The organism is Paenibacillus allorhizosphaerae (assembly GCF_042659105.1).
Classification (GTDB): Bacteria; Bacillota; Bacilli; order Paenibacillales; family NBRC-103111; genus Paenibacillus_G; species Paenibacillus_G allorhizosphaerae.
Genome location: NZ_JBHSRV010000001.1, coordinates 1,507,293 through 1,524,194 on the forward strand (window position 1 = coordinate 1,507,293; position 16,902 = coordinate 1,524,194).

The following is a 16,902-nucleotide window of genomic DNA, read 5'->3' on the forward strand; positions in this document are numbered from 1 at the left end:
CATTCCGGGCTAACCACTAGTCCGGCTTATTTTTTCTTCTCCGCTTCGACCGCCTTGTTCACTTCTTCCTCCACGGTCCGGAAGGCGGTATTCATGTCCGTTTTGCCGAGCGCGAGGTCCCCGATCACTTTCTCGAACATGCTCTGGGCGACGCCGTTATATTTCGATTTCTCGGGGATCGGGGCATATTTGTTGTAGAACAAGGCGCCGATATTTTTCCCTTTGAACTGGGCGTTTTCCTGACCGAACGCTTTTTTGACCGCATCGCTTTTCAGCACGGGCATGAAGACGCCTTTTTTGGCGGCTTCCGTCTGGTACGCCTCTGACGCCAAAAAGCGGATCACTTCCATCGCCTGCTCCTTGTACTTGCTCTGCTTCGTGACAGAGAAGTAGGTCGGGTATGCTTGCGGCCCGACGCCAGGCAGTTCTTTGAAGGTCGGCATCGCCACCATATCCCAGCGGAAAGCGGACAGTTCTTCCGCGCGTATGGAAGGCAGACTCGTAATGGCGCCGCTCATCGCCATCACTCTCGTTTTCGTGAACGGATCGTACGTTTCCGACGGGAGCTTGTTTTTGTTCTCCTCGATCTTTGCCCTGTAGCCTTGATCCTGTGCAGGGTTGATGAAGACCGATGAGTACAGCTTCTTCCAGTTATCATTGCCGATCGTCGCCTTGTCCGTCTTCGGATCCACAAGCGGCAGGGAGAACGGGTTCATTCGGAGGATATGCAGCTGCGTGACGCCAAGGCCAAAATATTGCACGCCGCCTTCGCTTCGCGTCAACTTCTTACCGAGTTCCAGCGCCTCGTCCCAATTCATTCCGTCCTTCGGATACGGAACGCCGAACTTATCGAAGATGTCTTTGTTGTAGTACAGCACCATCGAATTGTTGAACACCGGCAAGCCGTACAGCTTTCCGTCGGATAATTGCTTCAATGCATCCATGATCGTCGGCTCGAACGATTCGAGATTGACTTTATACTTTTTTGCTAAATCCGTCATGTCGTACTGCATGTCAAAGCCGATCAAGCCGTCGGCAAACCCTCCGATCGACTCCCAATAAATATCGATCGGCTGTCCGGACGCTATCAGATCGGGCAGCAGCGATCCTTTTTCCTTCTTGATGTATTTGATCGTGTAGTTCGAGAATTTGTTGCGGATCGCGTCGCCGAACCGCTCGTTAAAGCTTTCCTGCGAGTCGGCGCTATTGGAGAAAAAGACAAGCTCCGCAGGCGCATTGCCCGATGCCGGAACCGCGCCGGCCGGCTGCTCCTTCGTCTCTGGCATATTTCCGCAGCCCGCCAGCGAAATCGCTGCAAGCGGCAAGACAAGCCAAGCCGTCATTCCTTTCTTCAGCACAATGTTCCCCTCCTATTTGTCCGTATGTACCGGTTCCTTGATATGGCTGCTTATGGACAAGTTGAGCTCCTTCAGCCCTGCGGCGACCAATCCGGCGATTTGGGTTGCGCCGTATTCCTGAAAATGCGTGTTATCTTTCGAACCGTCCGGATAATTCGGGCTTTCCCCCGGCTTCAGCCATAAAAACAACGCCTTCGTCTTCTCTTCGCCGAGCCGCTCGTACAGCGCTTTGCTTCGGGCCGTCAGGTCGATGACCGGTACGTCCCGCTCCTTGCCGAGCGCCTTCATCGCTGCCGGATATTGCCCGTGCGTATCTTTCGCTTTGCCCCCGGAGGCAAACCCGAGCCGTTCTACCGGCGTGACCAGAATCGGAGCGGCGCCTTTGAGGCGGGCTCCCTCGATATACTGCTTCAAGTAGCTTTTGTACGTCGTACCAGGCTCCGTGTAACGGGCCGGGTCCTCTTTCTTCTCGTCGTTATGCCCGAATTGAATGAGCAAATAATCCCCCTTCCCAAGCTTTTCGAGCAGCGGGACAAGCTTCCCCTCGTCGATAAAGCTTTTCGAGCTTCTTCCCGATGCGGCGCCGTTATAAACCGTTACGGTATCATCCATCATTGTGCCGATCATTTGACCCCATCCGGCGCGGGGCGCTTCTTTCGGGAGATAGTTCGCTACGGTGGAGTCTCCCGCCAAATAGACGTTCAACCGTTCGATTGCAGCAGCTTCGTTGCTTGCGTTCAATGGCTTTTTCCCTCCGTTAGCCTGACATCCCACTAATACGAGCAAAATCATCAGGACGATCAAGCGCCGACATGCGGCCGAGCTTCTCATAAGCCGCCGTTTCTCCATTCGTGAATGTACCGCATCAATGACTCCGTCTCCCGATTCGGGTGCAAGCAAATCTTCCACATGATGCAGTTCCACATTGTGATACCGCATGGTGCCCTCCTCTTAACGAAACCGTCTATTTTCCTTTTTGCGACGCAATGCCTTTATTCGTCTCTTCCTCGGCGGCCCGGAACATCGTATTGATATCGACTTTGCCGAGCGACAGATCGACAAGCTGCTTCTGGTACGCTTTTTCGGCAATCGTATCGTACACCGTCTTGGCCGGAATCGGAGCCAGCTGGTTGTAAAATAACGCTTGGAAATTTTTATTTTTAAATTTGGCGTCCTTGGCGTAATTGCTTTTGAACTGTTCCCCTTTGAGGCTGGACATCAAGCCTTTCTTGGAAATGTCCAGCTGCACTTCGTCGGAAGTAAGGTAATTGATGACTTGAAACGCCTCTTCCTTGTACTTGCTAGAGCTCGTCACCGAAAAGTAGGTCGGGTAGCTCTGCGAGCCGGTCTTCGGCAAGTCTTTGAACGTCGGCAGCGATACGATATCCCAGTTCAGCGACTCAAATTCGGCAAATGACGTAAACAGGCTGGATAGCCCGGCGAACATCGCCAAATCGTAGTTTTTATAAAACTGATCGATATACGGCAGCTTGTTGTTCAGCGACGCGATTTTGGCCCGGTACGTCTCGTCGGAAGCCACGTCGGCAAACAGCGTTTGATAGAGCGCTTTCCATTTGGCGTCTTTATTGATCGTCGCTTGTTCGCTCGCCGGATCGACCAGCGGCAGGGAATACGGATTCATCTTGATCATATGCGCCGGGGAAACGACGAGGCCCGTGTACTGTTTTCCGCCTTCGGTCCGGTTAAATTTTTTGGCGAGCGTCAGAGCCTCGTCCCAAGTCATCCCGTCCTTCGGATAGGCGATGCCGAATTTATCGAATACATCTTTGTTGTAGTACAGCACCATATTAATATTTTGAACCGGCAAGCCCCAGATTTGCCCTTTCACATTGTTTTTCATCGCATCGATCAGCGAAGGCTCGAAACGGTTCAAATCGACCTTGTACTTTTTGATCAAATCGGTTAAATCGTATTGCAGTTGGTACGTGGACATGCTGCTGAAAAATCCGCCGATCGATTCATAGTAAATATCTACCGTCGTGCCGGACGTAAGCAGCGCGTCGATTTTCAGATTGGCATTGCCGCGCGGATTAATGTAATTGATCTTGTAATTCGGAAATTTCTTCTTGATGGCGTTCCCGAAATTCGCATTCCAGGACTCCTCCGGTTCCCCGCCTGCCGAGTACACTGTCAGCTCGACCGGTCCGTTATTTGACTTTTCCATATCCTTGTCCACAGCACCCGGACTTGCTCCCTGCCCGCCGCAAGCCGTCAGCAGCGATGCTGTCGCTATGACGCATAGTGTCGTAATCCAATGCGTGCTTTTCATTTGGACCTCCCCTTTATTGCCGGTTCGGGACGCTATTGTTCGTTTACCGGACCCACTGTATGCGCTTACTTTTTATGCCGCCGTGAACATAACCGCCCGCTCCGATCTGGTATTTTCTTTCGTGTAATAACACTAACATAAGCGATGGCGGTTCTTCTGCCTAATTTTTTGCACATTTTTTCTATATATTTGTTCATTTACAAAGATTTCCGTGTAACATCAAAAGGCCGGGGACCTTGTCCCCGACCTGCTATCGTCATGTCGCTGCTATTTGCCTTGAGCGGCAAGCTGCTGCTGCATTTGTTTTCGTTTGTCCGCGATGAAGCCGAACAAGAAAATAAACAAGCCCAGAACAATCGGCGCAATATAATGGCTGGGCGGAAATAACTTCTCCAGAAACGCTCCGACCGCTTTGTCGCCGACCGCCATCTCCCCGGCCGTATAGCCGAGCAATCCTGCCCCAAGCTGTACCAGCACCGGGAAACGGCTCATGAGTCGCATCAGCAGCCGGCTGCCCCAGATGATTAACGGAATGCTGATGACAAGCCCGAAGCTGATCAGCAGCAAATTCCCGTTCGCAGCCCCAGCCATCGCAAGCACATTATCCAGACTCATAATCAGATCGGCAAAAATAATCGTGCGCAGCGCTTCCATAAGGCTCGCTCCCGCCTGAACATGCTCTGCATGCCCGTCGTTCCTTAGCAATTTGAACGCAATATATATTAGCAAAAGTCCTCCAGCCAGCTGAACAAACGGGATCTGCAAGAGCCATACGGCGATAAAGGTCAAACCGATCCGCAGACCTATGGCGCCGAAGCTTCCCCAGAAAACGGCCTTTTTCTGATGTTCTGCAGGCAAATTTCGGCAAGCGAGCGCGATGACTACGGCATTGTCTCCGCTTAATACGATGTTGATGAGTATGAGCTTTAATAGTCCGATGAGCAATTCGCCTTCCACTGCCCTTCCTCCTCCTTCCGGATCTGCCGGCCGGGCTTCCCTCCTTCATCGGTTCGGATGAGCGCGGTTTGTCCTGCCGTTTGTCCCCTCTCTTTTATGTATGTTCAAGCGTCTTCGGAAATTCTACGTCTGCCAAAAAAATGGACTTCTGCCTTCCCGGCAAAAGTCCGCTAGCATCTATCTTATTTCTTCTTGCTCTGAATTTGCTGGTTGATTTTTTCTTCCGCTTCCCTAAGCGCCGTGTTCACGTCTTTGGCGTCGCTGAAATACTCCTCGAAGCTTTTCCAAAAGACGCCTCTGGACTCATTCTCGTATGGTGAAAAGAGCGGCGCCGGTGCCGGCGTGTCACCGATGACCGACTGCAAATTTTTTCCTTTAAGGAATGGCATATCGGCCCCGAACTCTTTTTTCAGCTCCGGATTTTTGAGCGGGCTCGGCTTGGCCGCCGTTCGTGCACTGATCCGCTGGTTCTGTTCGGACGTTATCACATCGAGCGCCTGCATCGCCTGATCGCGGTATTTGCTTGTCTTCGTGATCGCGATCATATGGGCTTCCGCATACCGGAAGACGTTCGGATTCTCCGTGTATACGGGGAACTTGACGACGTCCCAATGCAGTCCGTTTTGCTCCGCACTTTCCAGGTTCGATAATATATTGGCGGTCGTCAGCATCGCCACATTCTTGTCTTCCATGAACCATTTGGCCCCGTTAAAGGTCATCATTTTCGGCGGTGCGTTATTCGGGATGGACCACACTTTCTTGGCGGTTTCGAACAGCTTCTTCCACCCTTCGTTGTTCACGGACGCCCGATCCGTCTTGCCGTCTACCATCGTCAAAGAAAGCTGCGTGCTCAGCCGCCCCAACTGGTCGCTGTCGAGTCCGCGGTACGTCGTACCGTTATCGATGCGGGTCATTTTTTTGCCGAGCTCGATCGCTTCATCCCATGTCATGCCGTCTTTCGGATACGACATGCCGAACTTGTCGAAGATGTCCTTATTGTAATAGGTCGCGTTAAAATTGAGTGAGAACGGCAGCGCATACAGTTCGCCTTTGGGTGCCAACTTCTTGATCGAATCGAGCACGACCGGCTCAAACCGGCCTAAATCGGAGTTATGCTTTTTGGCCAGCGGCGTTATATCGTCGAGCAGCTCCATTTGACCGAATCTCCCAAGATCGCCGTTCCACGTATAGATGAAATCCGGCGTCTTGCCCGCCGTCACCAAATCTTCAATCTTCGTGCCTTGGCCCGGAACGATCGGCTCGATCGTAATATGCGGATATTTTTTTTTGACCGGATCGACAATCAAGTTTTTCACGTCTTTATCCGCGATGCCCGTTGCGATATAGAAGGTTAACATTACCGGCGCCGTATCGGCGGCTTTCGCTGGCGGCGCGTCCGGCGTGCTTTCGGCTGGCCCCCCGCCGCTGCATCCGGCAAGCAGGACGAGCAGCGAAGACGAAGCTGCTAACGATGTTCTGTTCCAGTTCATGAACCATTCCTCCTCGGGTTTACCCAGTATATAGCAAGCGCTTACAAATTGGTTGGCACCTGGCCGAACAGCCAACATATACATCCGGTGCGAAACGGCAATACCGGTCCGGCGCTGAAACTCACCTATTCAAATGGGTCCGCTTGCGCTCCTCCTCAGAGCAATCCTGTACAACCAAAGCCCGCACGGGCAGCTGGCTCCGTTAGCTTGTTGAAGCCGTTAACTGCCCTGCGATCCTCCTATGGCTCGGCTTCGTTCGTTATGAGACCGGGTTCCAGCCATCCGCACCCGCAAAAACTCGTTCAATCGTCCACCCGGCCGCCGTCTCCGGCTCCAGCATTTTCGCCCATGTAGCACGCCCATCCGTTGCTCCTCCAGGACCGTGACTCCCCGTTTCCATGTAACGGGCCGTCTTCTCGTTGTCCGGATTGCGCCAGTTATCCCAGCCTTCCGTTCGAATATGCGGCCCCATCCATGTGTTGATGAACGCCACATGGGCATGCGGCCGCCATGGCCGGCCGAGATAAACCGCGTCGGCTTCAGGTCCGTTCGTCAGCTTGCAGTCGAGGAAGACAAATCCGAATTCGGTCTGCGCCGTTGTCGAAGCCGCCGTAATGTAGCCGTCGCGCAGGCTGTGGATTTCGCATTCGTGGAACAACACGGTTGCGCCGCCGAATATATAATCGACGTGACCGGCAATAAAGCAGCTTTTGAAGTACTGCCTTCCTTTGCTCGTATATAACGTGTCCTGATAGCTCAACATCCGCACGTTCGTAAACACGGCCCGGTCGCCGGATACATAGACGGCCAGCGCCTGCCCGATGCCCGGTCCGACGCCGGCGGTATTGTGCACGGTCAAATGCTCGGCGGTAAAGTCATCCCCGTGTACGGTCAGCACGGACGTTTCAAACGTGCCGATCGGCTTCCCATTCGGGCGCAGGTTGGCGTCGAGATTGTAGGTAATGATCGTCTCGGTCATACTTTCACCGACGAGACTAATCATCGGCTTGTTGTCCGGGATCGTCACCCGCTCCCGGTACACGCCTTTTTTAATAAAGATGACGGTCCGCTCTTCCCAGTGCACCCTCACCGAATCGATCGCTTCCTGTATGCTCGTATAATCGCCGCTTCCGTCGGCTGCCACCGTCCATCTCGGCATGTATGCATCGTCTCCTTTGATTGATCGTTCCGCTTTGCGCTCCGCTTCCGTTTCGCCCGGCAAGCAAGAAAACGGTATCATAAGTCAGCATCTGTTGGCCCGCTCCCTAACCGTAACACAAAAAAAATGCGCATTCTTTACGCATTCTTGTGCTTTTCTTCAATATAATTGCTCAGTTGCAACCGTAGCGAACCCAGGACGCCTGTCTGGAAGCGGCTCTTGACTCGTTCATCTGCGATGAAACGCCGTATCCCTGCCGCGTTAGCTACCAGACCATGCCATGCTCCATGATTTTCATCAATTTTCAACCGATTTGCAACATAAATGGAACCTTGCCCGTTAATAGACTTGTAAAGCTCAACAAGACTACCAACAGAAAGGGATTTTGATGATGAACTATCGCATGAACAAACGCATTGCAGCTCTCGTGGCACTTTCCATTTCATTGACAGGCGGGTCAGCCTACGCCGCTGACAGCGCGCCGCAACCGGTTCAAGCAACCGTTATTTCCGCTCCGGTCGCGCTTGAGCAGCTTCAAGTTACGGTTAACGGTACGGCCCTGACGGCAGCCGGTTTCAAGCAAGCCGACGCGAAAGAGCCGATGCTGCCTTTGCGCGACGTAACGGAAGCGCTCGGCTTCACTTTAACGTGGAACGCGGAGAACATGTCCACGGACTTGGTCAAAGACAATTTGCTGGTGACGGTCACCACTGGCGAGGACCGATACGCCGTCAACAAAATGTATAAAACGCTCGGTACCGCTCCTGCACTCGTAGACAGCAAACTGTTCGTACCTGCGTCGTTTGCAAGCGAAGTACTGCATGCCGCAGTCAAGATCGAGGGCAGCACCATTTCCATTACGCAAGAGGAGCAGCGGAAAACGGCAACGACCAAAGGCGTCATCACCGCTGTACGCGATAACGACGGGCATCAGTCCGTTCAAATCAACGGCGTGGGACCGGACGGACTCGTTCTGAACGTTGGGAAAGATACAGTTATTGAATCGACTGACGGCACGGCCATGGTATTCTCCGATCTTACGATCGGCACGGAAATCGAAGCGGAACATTCCCTCGCCATGACGATGAGCTTGCCGCCGCAAACGCCGACTTACAAAATTTCCGTAGCCTACCGGCCGGATGCTGTGGACTTGATCGGTACGTCGGGAACGATCCAGGACGTACGCGTGAGCGAGGACGGGATGACAAGCATTGTCATTAAGGGGACTGGGCTGACCGAGCAATCGCAGTCTGAAGTTGTGCTGCAATTGACGGACAAAACGTCACTCGTCAATAAGGAAGGCGAGACGATCGAGAAAAGCGCGCTTGTCAAAGGCGCCAAAGTGATCGGATTTTATAACGGCGTACTGACCAAAAGCTTGCCTCCGATCGGAAAAGCGTGGAAGGTCGTACTTCAGGCTCCTGCAGCCGAATAAACGATAAAATTAATCACTCTATAAAATGCAAGAAGGGGCTGCCCAAAGTCATTGAAAGTGACGGAAGGCGGCCCCTTTCATGCATCTGTCATTTACGGCAATGATTGTGAGCACGGAACTCATCCGGCCGGGTGCTGGTTGCTGTGGAATGCTTTCAATATAAAGTCGCCGTCCAGGACATTGCGTTTCCTATGAGAAGCTAGAAAATCGATTGTCATAGGGTTACGACTTTATTTATTACGGTTCCCGTTATTATCGTTATGTTTACTGATATTTTTTCCTTTGTTGTTGTCTCCCCCGTTCTCCCCTTTATTATCGTTATTTCGTTGTCCGATTGCCGGACGCTCCTGCTTATCTTTTTTGTCTTCCTTATCGCGGTTCTCCGTCTTTTCAAGCTTCTTCGTCTTTTCACGTTGTGCTTCCGCATGAGCCGATTTATCTTTGACCGGTTTAACCCCATCTTTGGCTGCCGGTTCAGCTGCGTTCTCCTGCACGTCCCGGGTGTCGGACGGAGCCTCCGCTACGTTCACAACCTGAGAAGAAGCCGGCTTTACGGTTTGAAGTACCGGCTCCGTCTCTTTTTTGCGCTCGATCTTTTCCAGCTTCTCCTCCAGATGGGCGAACGATTTTTCAATATTTTTCATTATTGCGATCTGGGCGTTCGGATTTTCGACCTTTTCCAGCACATCAGCGAGAGCCGCAATATTACGCTGCAAATCCGTTTTTATTGTGAGTATTTTCTCCTTGTTGGTTACTTCCTTTTTTTCTGAGGTCCTCTTCCCCGCTGCAGATTGGGATGGCTCCACGGAAGCTTTCTCTGATGCGGAAGTTGGCGTCACGTAGGTGTCCGCCGTAAAGGTGCCGGACGCTTGTTCCGTTTTCTCGACCGCGCTTTGCTGCGTTTCCAATGACTTCTGGATCGATTGCTTGGCTTCCGCTACCTTTCCTTTTACAAGCAGCGCATTGGCTTCGGAAAGTCGGATTTGGGCGAATTCGGCAAGCAATTGGGCCTCCTTCACATCATCGGACGACAAAGCAAGCCGGATCTGTTCATAGATCGTTTTAATAAAGTACAACAAATCTCCAGGCAATAGTCCTGCCTTATTCCCTTCCGCATGGGTGGAAGCTTTGACCGTCTGGTCTTGTGCTGCCGCCGCTACATTCTCGTATGCATAAGCACTGCTCGAGCCCAGCCCAACAGCTAATAATATGGCCAAGGCGCCTCCGGTAAGGCGTTTGGGCAATTGCGAACGAGTTCTCATGTTTCGTCTCATCATGAATACCACCTTTAGTTTGGATCAGCTGCAGCTGAATACTAAGTTATACGGTCATAGATATTCATTTGAGGGGGCAATTCATTTTAAATATTTTAACGAAGCCGACACCCTCAAATAAATAGTGAGCACCCGAACTTACTTAGAGGAATACTTTCCCAGATCAAATTTTGCCAAGCAAAGGGGTATATCGTGATAATGAAAATGAACAAAACCTGGAAGATTACAGCGTCCTGTATCGTAGCAACCAGTCTTATGGCTGGAACGGCCATGGCAAAGCAGGATAATGGCAGCAGTACGGAAAAGAAGGCGGAAGCGGCTCTGACTTCAACCGTCGAAACGAAGGAAAAAGGGGGAAATGTAAAGTCGGACTCAGATTCGCAGGCTACGGTTACATCGAGCACCTACGGCAGCGGCTCGAATGGAAGCAACGGTTTGCTGAAAGCAATTGAAAATGTGAAAGACAAGCCGGCAGGAGCGATCCTGGCCGACATTCTTTTAACCAAATACGATGCAAAGCTGACACCGGAAGTTAGAGCCGAGCTGGAGTCTTTAATCGAAAAGGATGCGGCTCTTTCGGCTGCAGCCGATCTGTTGGACCAGCAGGGCAGCGTAACGGATGCGGTCTATGTTCAAAAGGAAGCGGTGAAGGCGAACGTAAAAAATATCGATTCCTACAAGAAACTGGGTAAACTCTACGAAAAAGTCGGAAAAACCGGCATCAAGCTGTATGTTAACGGCGACGAGCCTTCCATCGAAGTCGCTCCTTTCATCCGTGACGGCAGTACACTGGTTCCGTTCCGAGCAATCTCCGAGGCACTCAAAGCCGAGGTAAGCTGGAACGCGGAAGAGCGTTCCGTAACCGTAACGAGAGACGGCATTGCCGTTAAACTCTTGATCGGAAGCACGACTGCTTATGTTGATGGCAAAGAAGTAACGCTTGAGGTGCCGGCGTCGATTGTGGAGGGCAATACAGTAGTTCCCGTGCGCTTTGTCAGCGAAGCGCTGAAAGCGGCTGTAAAATGGGAAGACGAGACCCAATCCGTCGTGATTTACGAAGACCAATAAGCGATCGATATGAACAATCCCCATTGACTCCGGTCTGCTGATCAAAACGTATTTTCAAGAGAAAAACCTTCTTTTCCACAGGCTAGGTGCCGACGGGAAAGAAGGTTTTTCTACTTCCAACGATGCCTTCATACAGAAACGTATTGATATAGCTTATTCCCTCTCCACGGTCACTTGACCGCGCAGCCTTTGGACATCTTCCAAGCTGACGTTGCCTGCTCTTTCCGACAGCGCATTGGCGGTGCCCGATGCAATCGCCAGCTTCATCATCTCTTCCACAGGCAGCTGCTGCGCCAGCCCGACAGCCATCCCGGCGACAAAAGCGTCTCCGCAGCCGACCGTATTGACCGCTTCCACCTTCGGGGCAGCCGTACGGTACAGCTGTCCGTCATACAAGCTTAGCGAGCCTTTGTCTCCTAGCGACACGCTGACGAGGGAAATCCCCGATTGCTGCAAGCGGCGAAGCTTGTCCAGCAGCTCCCCTTCCGTTGCCGGGCGCTCGTTGAACAAATGATACACTTCGTGCTCGTTCGGCTTAATAAAATAAGGAACGGCCTGCACCCCTTGCAGCAGCGGTTCCCCGCTCGTATCCAGAAAAGCGATCGCGCCTTCAGCCTTAACCAGTGCGATCAGCTCCGCGTAATACGCAGCCGGAACGCCTTGCGGCAAACTCCCGCTAAAGCAGACGATGTACGACTTCCTGGCCAATTCGAACAGTTTTTGCTTAAAACGGTCAAGCGCTTCCGCGGTTAGGATAGGACCGGGTTCGAGCAGTTCCGTCGATTCCCCGGTTGTCTCATCGATCATGTTCAGGCAAAGCCTGGATTCGCCGTCTACGCTTACGAAATCATGAGCGATGCCTTGTTTCCCGAGATGGCGCGTAATATAGTCGCCATTGCTTCCCGCTACGAAGCCGGTGGCCGTAACCGGCAACCCGAGCTGTTGAATAACCCGGGCCACATTGATGCCTTTACCGCCCGGATCGGCATAAAGCCGGGTCGCTCTTGTGAGCTTCCCGACTTCGAGCCGAGGCAGGTAATACGTTTTGTCAATCGCGGCATTCAGTGTGACCGTCGTGATCATGTTCATCGGAAATCACGCGCTCTTCCGGCGCTGCCGAGCATAGCAATTTTCTCAAGCGCGGCTGCTTTCACCGCTTTTTTCGCCGGCGCCATATATTTGCGCGGGTCGTTCTCGTCCGGATTTTGCGCGAATACGGCTTTGATTGCATCGGAGAAAACGATCCGGATTTCCGTCGCGATATTCATTTTGGCCATACCAAGCGAAACGCAGCGTTTTACCTGCTCCTCCGGAATGCCCGATCCCCCGTGAAGCACGAGCGGAACGGCTACTTGACTGGCAATTGCTTGAATCCGGTTAAAATCGATCTTCGGTTCGCCTTTGTAAATCCCATGAGCGGTTCCGATCGCAGGGGCCAGCGTAGGTACGCCGGTCATCTCTACGAACAGCTTGCATTCGTCCGGGTCCGCCATCAGCGCCTCGTTCTCGGCAACGACGATATCGTCCTCGACGCCTCCGACTTTCCCAAGCTCCGCTTCCACGTTGACGCCCGCCGCGCGCGCAATCTCGACTACACGCTTCGTCATCGCCGCGTTCTCCTGGAAAGGAAACATCGAAGCGTCGATCATCACCGAAGTATAGCCGGCGCGAATGCATTGAACGATCAGATCAAAATCGGTGCAATGGTCGAGATGCAGCGCGATCGGCACGGAAGCCCGTTTGGCCGCCGTTTCCGCCGCGCTGACGATGTATTCGGCGCCCAAGTGCTTTACGGTCCCGACTGTCGATTGCAAAATGAGCGGCGCTTGCGCCTCCTCCGCCGCCTCGACGACCGCCTGCAGCATTTCCAAAGTATGAACGTTGAAAGCACCAACGGCATAGCCGTTTGCTCTCGCCGCTTGCAATAACGGGGTAGAAGATACTAATGTCATGATTCCTTCTCCAGCCTTTCCTTCGTTGCACGCGGGAGCCCGCTGACGGAATTAATGCGCTTTTTCCGCTTCGGTTGCCGGTTCCGTCAGGTGAAGCTCCATCCGGTGCTTTTCGATATAATCCAGCATTGCCGGACTTTCCAGTCGGTTCGTTACGAATCCCTTGAATTCAGTGAGCGGCGCAATGGCGAACAAAGAGATTTTATCGATTTTCGTATGATCGAATACGGCATAGCATTGGGACGCGCGGCTCAGCATCAAACGAGCGATCTGGGCCTCCAGCTCCGAAAACGTGGTAACGCCCGGATCGATGCTGATGCCGTCGATGCCCATGAACATTTTGCCGATATGAATGTTGTTTACGATGCTTTCCGCCAAAGGACCGCACAGCTCAAAGCTCTTATTGCGCATCACCCCGCCGGTCAGCACGACCTGCACGCCGTCGCTGTCCGCCAGCTCCATGGCGATGTTGACCGCATTCGTTACGACGGTAATATCGTTGTGAAATTTGAGCGCTCGCGCAATCAGGAACGTCGTCGTACCGCCCGTCAAACCGACGATATCCCCCTTTTCCACCATGGAGGCCGCTTTGGCGGCAATCGCCTCTTTCTCCAGCCACAGCAAATTGCGCTTTTCGTTAAAGGAAGTTTCGCCGGAGGTCAGCGTCGTGTCCAGTTGCGCGCCGCCCAACGTGCGAATGATATTTCCCTGCTTTTCAAGCAGATCAAGGTCTCGTCTTGCGGTAGCCTCCGAGCATTCGAAACGTTCGATAATTTCCGGTATGCTCACTTTTCCCTGCTGCTTCAGCAGCGTCATGATGCCCGCCCGGCGGCGTTCGCCTTTCGATATCCCTTGATCGCTCATCATAAATACAAGTCGTTCCCTTCTCGGTTAAATTTTGACTACTTGCGTCAGGTTGCGCGGAGAATCCGGGTCTACGCCCCGGCCTAAAGCCGTGTAGTAGCCAAGGTATTGCAGCGCCGGCAAGTAGAGCGCCGCGCGCGCTTCGTCCGATACGTTCTCTCCGCCGATTTCGAAGACAGCGTCCGCAAAATCGAGATCCGTCCCCTTCTTCGCTGTGATTATCATAACAAATGCGCCGAATTGTTTCATCTCTTCTGCAACTTTAATCTCATAGCCGCGCGCTTTCTCCGAAAGAAGCAAACATACAAGCGTCCCCGGCTCGACGATCGATTTGGGGCCATGCCGGAATTCCAGCGTGCCGTAAGCTTCCGTCCATACATAGGACATTTCTTTTATTTTCAGGCACGCTTCGAGCGAAATGCCGTAAAGCGAGCCCATGCCGAGGTAAACGAATTTATTGAACTGATTGCCGTTCACGACTTGCCCAATGTAAGAGTCCGCGGTTTTCACGACATTGCCGTCCAGGCGCAGCGTCGCTTCCATTTCGCTTACAAGCTCGGCTGATCCGGCCGCTTTGGCAATCGCCGCTTGCATCATGAAGGTCATGCTGCTGAACGACTTCGTCATGACGGTGCTCGTTTCTTTGCCCAGCGGGGATACGAGACTCGGCGCGATTTGCGCCATCGTGCTGTTCTCATAGCACGTAATGCCCGCGACGGTGAAGCCCTGCAGTTCTTTAACCGAATTAAGCGCAAGCACAACCTCAGTCGATTCGCCGGAACGGGATACCCCGATCACCAAATAATTGCGGCCTGCCGGCGCCGTTTGCTCTCGGAACAAAAACAGCTCCGATGACGGATAAGCCGTTGCCGGTCGGTTCAACCAAACGCGATAAGTGGAGGCCATCGAAAGCGCCTGATAATAGGAAGAACCCGAGCCGATGAAAATAACCTCGTCGTAAGCCGGATTCGCCAAATATTGATCGATCCAGGACTGCTGTTGTCCCAGCTGTTCCCAAGCCGCTTTCAAAGCATCGCTCTGAGCGGAAATTTCCGGATAAGTGTACTGCCCGTAATTGTTCAATTCATTAACCCCTTTCATTCAATATAATGCAATATTAAATCATTAATTTGATTTTTTCAATCATTTTATTCCGAAGCACCGGTCATTTCTCGGTTATAATCTAAAAAGGAAGCGGAAACCGCGCCAATCGTTCCGCATAGTGCGGCGATTTGACGAAGGGCTTGCCTGCTTGAGATACGAGCCGATCGCCGTCCGTCATCCCTGCGCTCCTCGGTTCCAGAACGGAGATCAGGCGCTGCCGCCAAGCGGCGAGCTGCTCTCGGTGTTCCGGGCGCTGCGCTAGATCCGTCAGTTCGTACGGGTCGCTCGACAAATCGAACAGCTGCTCCGTTCCGATTCTCGGGAACCATATGTATTTCACTCGGCCGTCGGTCACGTATTGCATTTCTTGTTCCTCTGAATAGCAGGTGCTGTGTTCCCCATGGATGAAATCGCGCGCTTCCGCCGATCGTCCTTTCATTGCGCCGATGACGCTTTTCCCATCCACCGTCTGCGGAATATCCAGACCTACCGCTTCCATAACGGTCGGCATAATATCCTGCAGCAGCACCGGGGCGTCCGTCCGCTCCACCGTTCGGCCCATTGACTTCGGCAGCTTGACGATCAACGGAATGTGCGCCGACCCTTCATAGGCATACGTTTTACGCCATAGATGGTGATCGCCCAGCATATCTCCATGATCGGAGGTAAAAATGACGACCGTATTGTTCATCAGCCCGGAACCTTTGAGATACGAAAGCAGTCGACCGATTTGATGATCGATATGGTTGATCGACCCGTAGTAGCCGGCTCTCGCCTGCCTGATGTCTTCATCGCTGCGAACGCCTCGCCAGGCGTCCGTGCTGGATGCGTCTTTCGGGACATCATGCATGGCCGCCCATTCGCCGACTTGCGCTTTGGGCAAATTTTTCTGCATATACAATTCAAAAAAATAAGGAAGAGCGTCATACGGAGAATGGGGCCTTGCAAACGATGTTTTGAGGAAAAAAGGCTTGCTCGGGTCTCTTTGTTTCAAAAATTTGAGTGATTCGTTCACGGTCCAATTGGTCGGATGCAAAAATTCGGGTGCATGATAAGGCCTCGCCATCCAGGAGTTCCAGCCGATGCCATGGTCCGTCATCCCGTACTCGCCTGTTTTATTACGTTCAAACCACTGCTTGTAGTCCGAGGTGAAACGAGGGTCTTCCTCCCTCCCGGATTCGTCAAGCACGGTATGATGGAAGCCGTTCAGCGAACGTTGAGGATAAAAATGCATTTTGCCGACGCCCTGCGTATGATATCCCGCCTTGGCCAGCTCGCCTGGAAGCGTATGCTCGAACCCGATACCCATATGCCTTTCTCCGCCTCTGCCCATGCCGAGTATGCCGGTGTTCCACGGGTCCATCCCGGTCAACAAGCACGCGCGGGCAGGGATGCACGAAGGCGAAGGCGAGTATGCGCTGTCAAACACGGTACCCTCGGAAGCCAGCCAATCCAGATTCGGCGTTTGGATCACTTCATTGCCATAACATCCGAGCGTATCCCAGCGCTGTTGATCGGTCATAATCAAGACTACATTCGGCCTTTGCATAACCATCATCTCCTCGTATGAATTCCAGATCGTTCCATGGCGTAAAAGTACCAAAAAACATGGATGGAATCAATATGAAATATGGGACGAATTTGCATTAGTTCGGCTATCCCCTACTACTACTTGCTTGAAACCTACTATTTTGCGGGTAATGTTTGAGAAAAGGCATGATTTATTGCGATATCCCCATTATTCAGAGCGATAGCCCTCTGAATTGTTCGGTTAGGGCTAATATAAGGAACGAATTACCGAAACTCGTAGAAATTTAATCGATTTCTCCTACCATTAGTTTGATTGCCCGTACTTCTACCAATATGCTTTCCCATACGTCTGTCTGGTGGTTGGTTAGCCTTATTTTGCTAGTTCGTATCTTATAATCCTGCCCGTGTGGTTTTGCCCCCT

General features: G+C 52.4%; 14 protein-coding genes. 2 read left to right on the forward strand and 12 right to left on the reverse strand.

Features of this window, described 5'->3' with window-relative positions; all coding sequences use genetic code 11:
* Nucleotides 1-26 precede the first annotated feature (26 nt).
* From ACFQI7_RS06660 to ACFQI7_RS06685, 6 genes are all read right to left on the reverse strand, one after another.
* Nucleotides 27-1,358, reverse strand: coding sequence for an ABC transporter substrate-binding protein (locus tag ACFQI7_RS06660; protein WP_218098489.1), 1,332 nt, complete (start codon nucleotides 1,356-1,358; stop codon nucleotides 27-29).
* 12 nt (nucleotides 1,359-1,370) lie between these two features.
* Nucleotides 1,371-2,297 carry a rhamnogalacturonan acetylesterase gene (locus ACFQI7_RS06665; protein ID WP_329958221.1) on the reverse strand — a complete coding sequence of 309 codons (927 nt, stop codon included), beginning with the start codon at nucleotides 2,295-2,297 and terminating at the stop codon, nucleotides 1,371-1,373.
* Between the two features lie 25 nt (nucleotides 2,298-2,322).
* Nucleotides 2,323-3,648, reverse strand: a complete 1,326-nt coding sequence (locus tag ACFQI7_RS06670; RefSeq protein ID WP_218098490.1) for an ABC transporter substrate-binding protein — start codon at nucleotides 3,646-3,648, stop codon at nucleotides 2,323-2,325.
* Between the two features lie 267 nt (nucleotides 3,649-3,915).
* Entirely contained in the window at nucleotides 3,916-4,605 is a 690-nt protein-coding gene (locus ACFQI7_RS06675; RefSeq protein WP_218098491.1) for a TerC family protein, read from the reverse strand.
* Between the two features lie 182 nt (nucleotides 4,606-4,787).
* Nucleotides 4,788-6,095 (reverse strand): ABC transporter substrate-binding protein, encoded by a 1,308-nt coding sequence (locus ACFQI7_RS06680; protein ID WP_218098492.1) that lies wholly within the window; start codon nucleotides 6,093-6,095, stop codon nucleotides 4,788-4,790.
* A 259-nt stretch (nucleotides 6,096-6,354) separates the two neighbouring features.
* Nucleotides 6,355-7,254, reverse strand: a complete 900-nt coding sequence (locus tag ACFQI7_RS06685; RefSeq protein WP_218098493.1) for a pectinesterase family protein — start codon at nucleotides 7,252-7,254, stop codon at nucleotides 6,355-6,357.
* Nucleotides 7,255-7,657: 403 nt separating this feature from the next.
* Between ACFQI7_RS06685 and ACFQI7_RS06690 the strand changes: the two genes are divergently transcribed.
* Nucleotides 7,658-8,689 (forward strand): copper amine oxidase N-terminal domain-containing protein, encoded by a 1,032-nt coding sequence (locus ACFQI7_RS06690; RefSeq protein WP_230414845.1) that lies wholly within the window; start codon nucleotides 7,658-7,660, stop codon nucleotides 8,687-8,689.
* Nucleotides 8,690-8,919: 230 nt separating this feature from the next.
* On the opposite strand, the gene ACFQI7_RS06695 is transcribed toward ACFQI7_RS06690, so the two are convergent.
* The gene (locus tag ACFQI7_RS06695) at nucleotides 8,920-9,966 is read right to left on the reverse strand and encodes a DUF5667 domain-containing protein (RefSeq protein ID WP_218098494.1); all 1,047 of its coding nucleotides are present in this window, start codon (nucleotides 9,964-9,966) and stop codon (nucleotides 8,920-8,922) included.
* Nucleotides 9,967-10,167: 201 nt separating this feature from the next.
* Here ACFQI7_RS06695 and ACFQI7_RS06700 point away from each other — a divergent pair, with 201 nt between their 5' ends.
* Nucleotides 10,168-11,031: a copper amine oxidase N-terminal domain-containing protein gene (locus tag ACFQI7_RS06700; protein ID WP_377516753.1), complete on the forward strand. Its 864-nt coding sequence runs from the start codon at nucleotides 10,168-10,170 to the stop codon at nucleotides 11,029-11,031.
* A 153-nt stretch (nucleotides 11,032-11,184) separates the two neighbouring features.
* Here the strand turns inward: ACFQI7_RS06700 and pfkB are convergent, their stop codons facing one another.
* The 5 genes from pfkB to ACFQI7_RS06725 all read right to left on the reverse strand — a co-directional run bounded on the left by pfkB (nucleotide 11,185) and on the right by ACFQI7_RS06725 (nucleotide 16,500).
* Nucleotides 11,185-12,120 (reverse strand): 1-phosphofructokinase, encoded by a 936-nt coding sequence (gene pfkB, locus ACFQI7_RS06705; RefSeq protein ID WP_230414846.1) that lies wholly within the window; start codon nucleotides 12,118-12,120, stop codon nucleotides 11,185-11,187.
* On the reverse strand, nucleotides 12,117-12,983 hold the full coding sequence (gene fba / locus ACFQI7_RS06710) for a class II fructose-1,6-bisphosphate aldolase (protein ID WP_218098496.1): 867 nt from the start codon (nucleotides 12,981-12,983) through the stop codon (nucleotides 12,117-12,119). Before fba ends, pfkB begins: the two co-directional genes overlap by 4 nt.
* A 51-nt stretch (nucleotides 12,984-13,034) precedes the next feature.
* Nucleotides 13,035-13,847, reverse strand: coding sequence for a DeoR/GlpR family DNA-binding transcription regulator (locus ACFQI7_RS06715; protein WP_218098708.1), 813 nt, complete (start codon nucleotides 13,845-13,847; stop codon nucleotides 13,035-13,037).
* A gap of 27 nt (nucleotides 13,848-13,874) precedes the next feature.
* Nucleotides 13,875-14,930 carry an SIS domain-containing protein gene (locus tag ACFQI7_RS06720; protein WP_218098497.1) on the reverse strand — a complete coding sequence of 352 codons (1,056 nt, stop codon included), beginning with the start codon at nucleotides 14,928-14,930 and terminating at the stop codon, nucleotides 13,875-13,877.
* Nucleotides 14,931-15,030: 100 nt separating this feature from the next.
* Nucleotides 15,031-16,500: an arylsulfatase gene (locus tag ACFQI7_RS06725; RefSeq protein WP_218098498.1), complete on the reverse strand. Its 1,470-nt coding sequence runs from the start codon at nucleotides 16,498-16,500 to the stop codon at nucleotides 15,031-15,033.
* Nucleotides 16,501-16,902 lie beyond the last annotated feature (402 nt).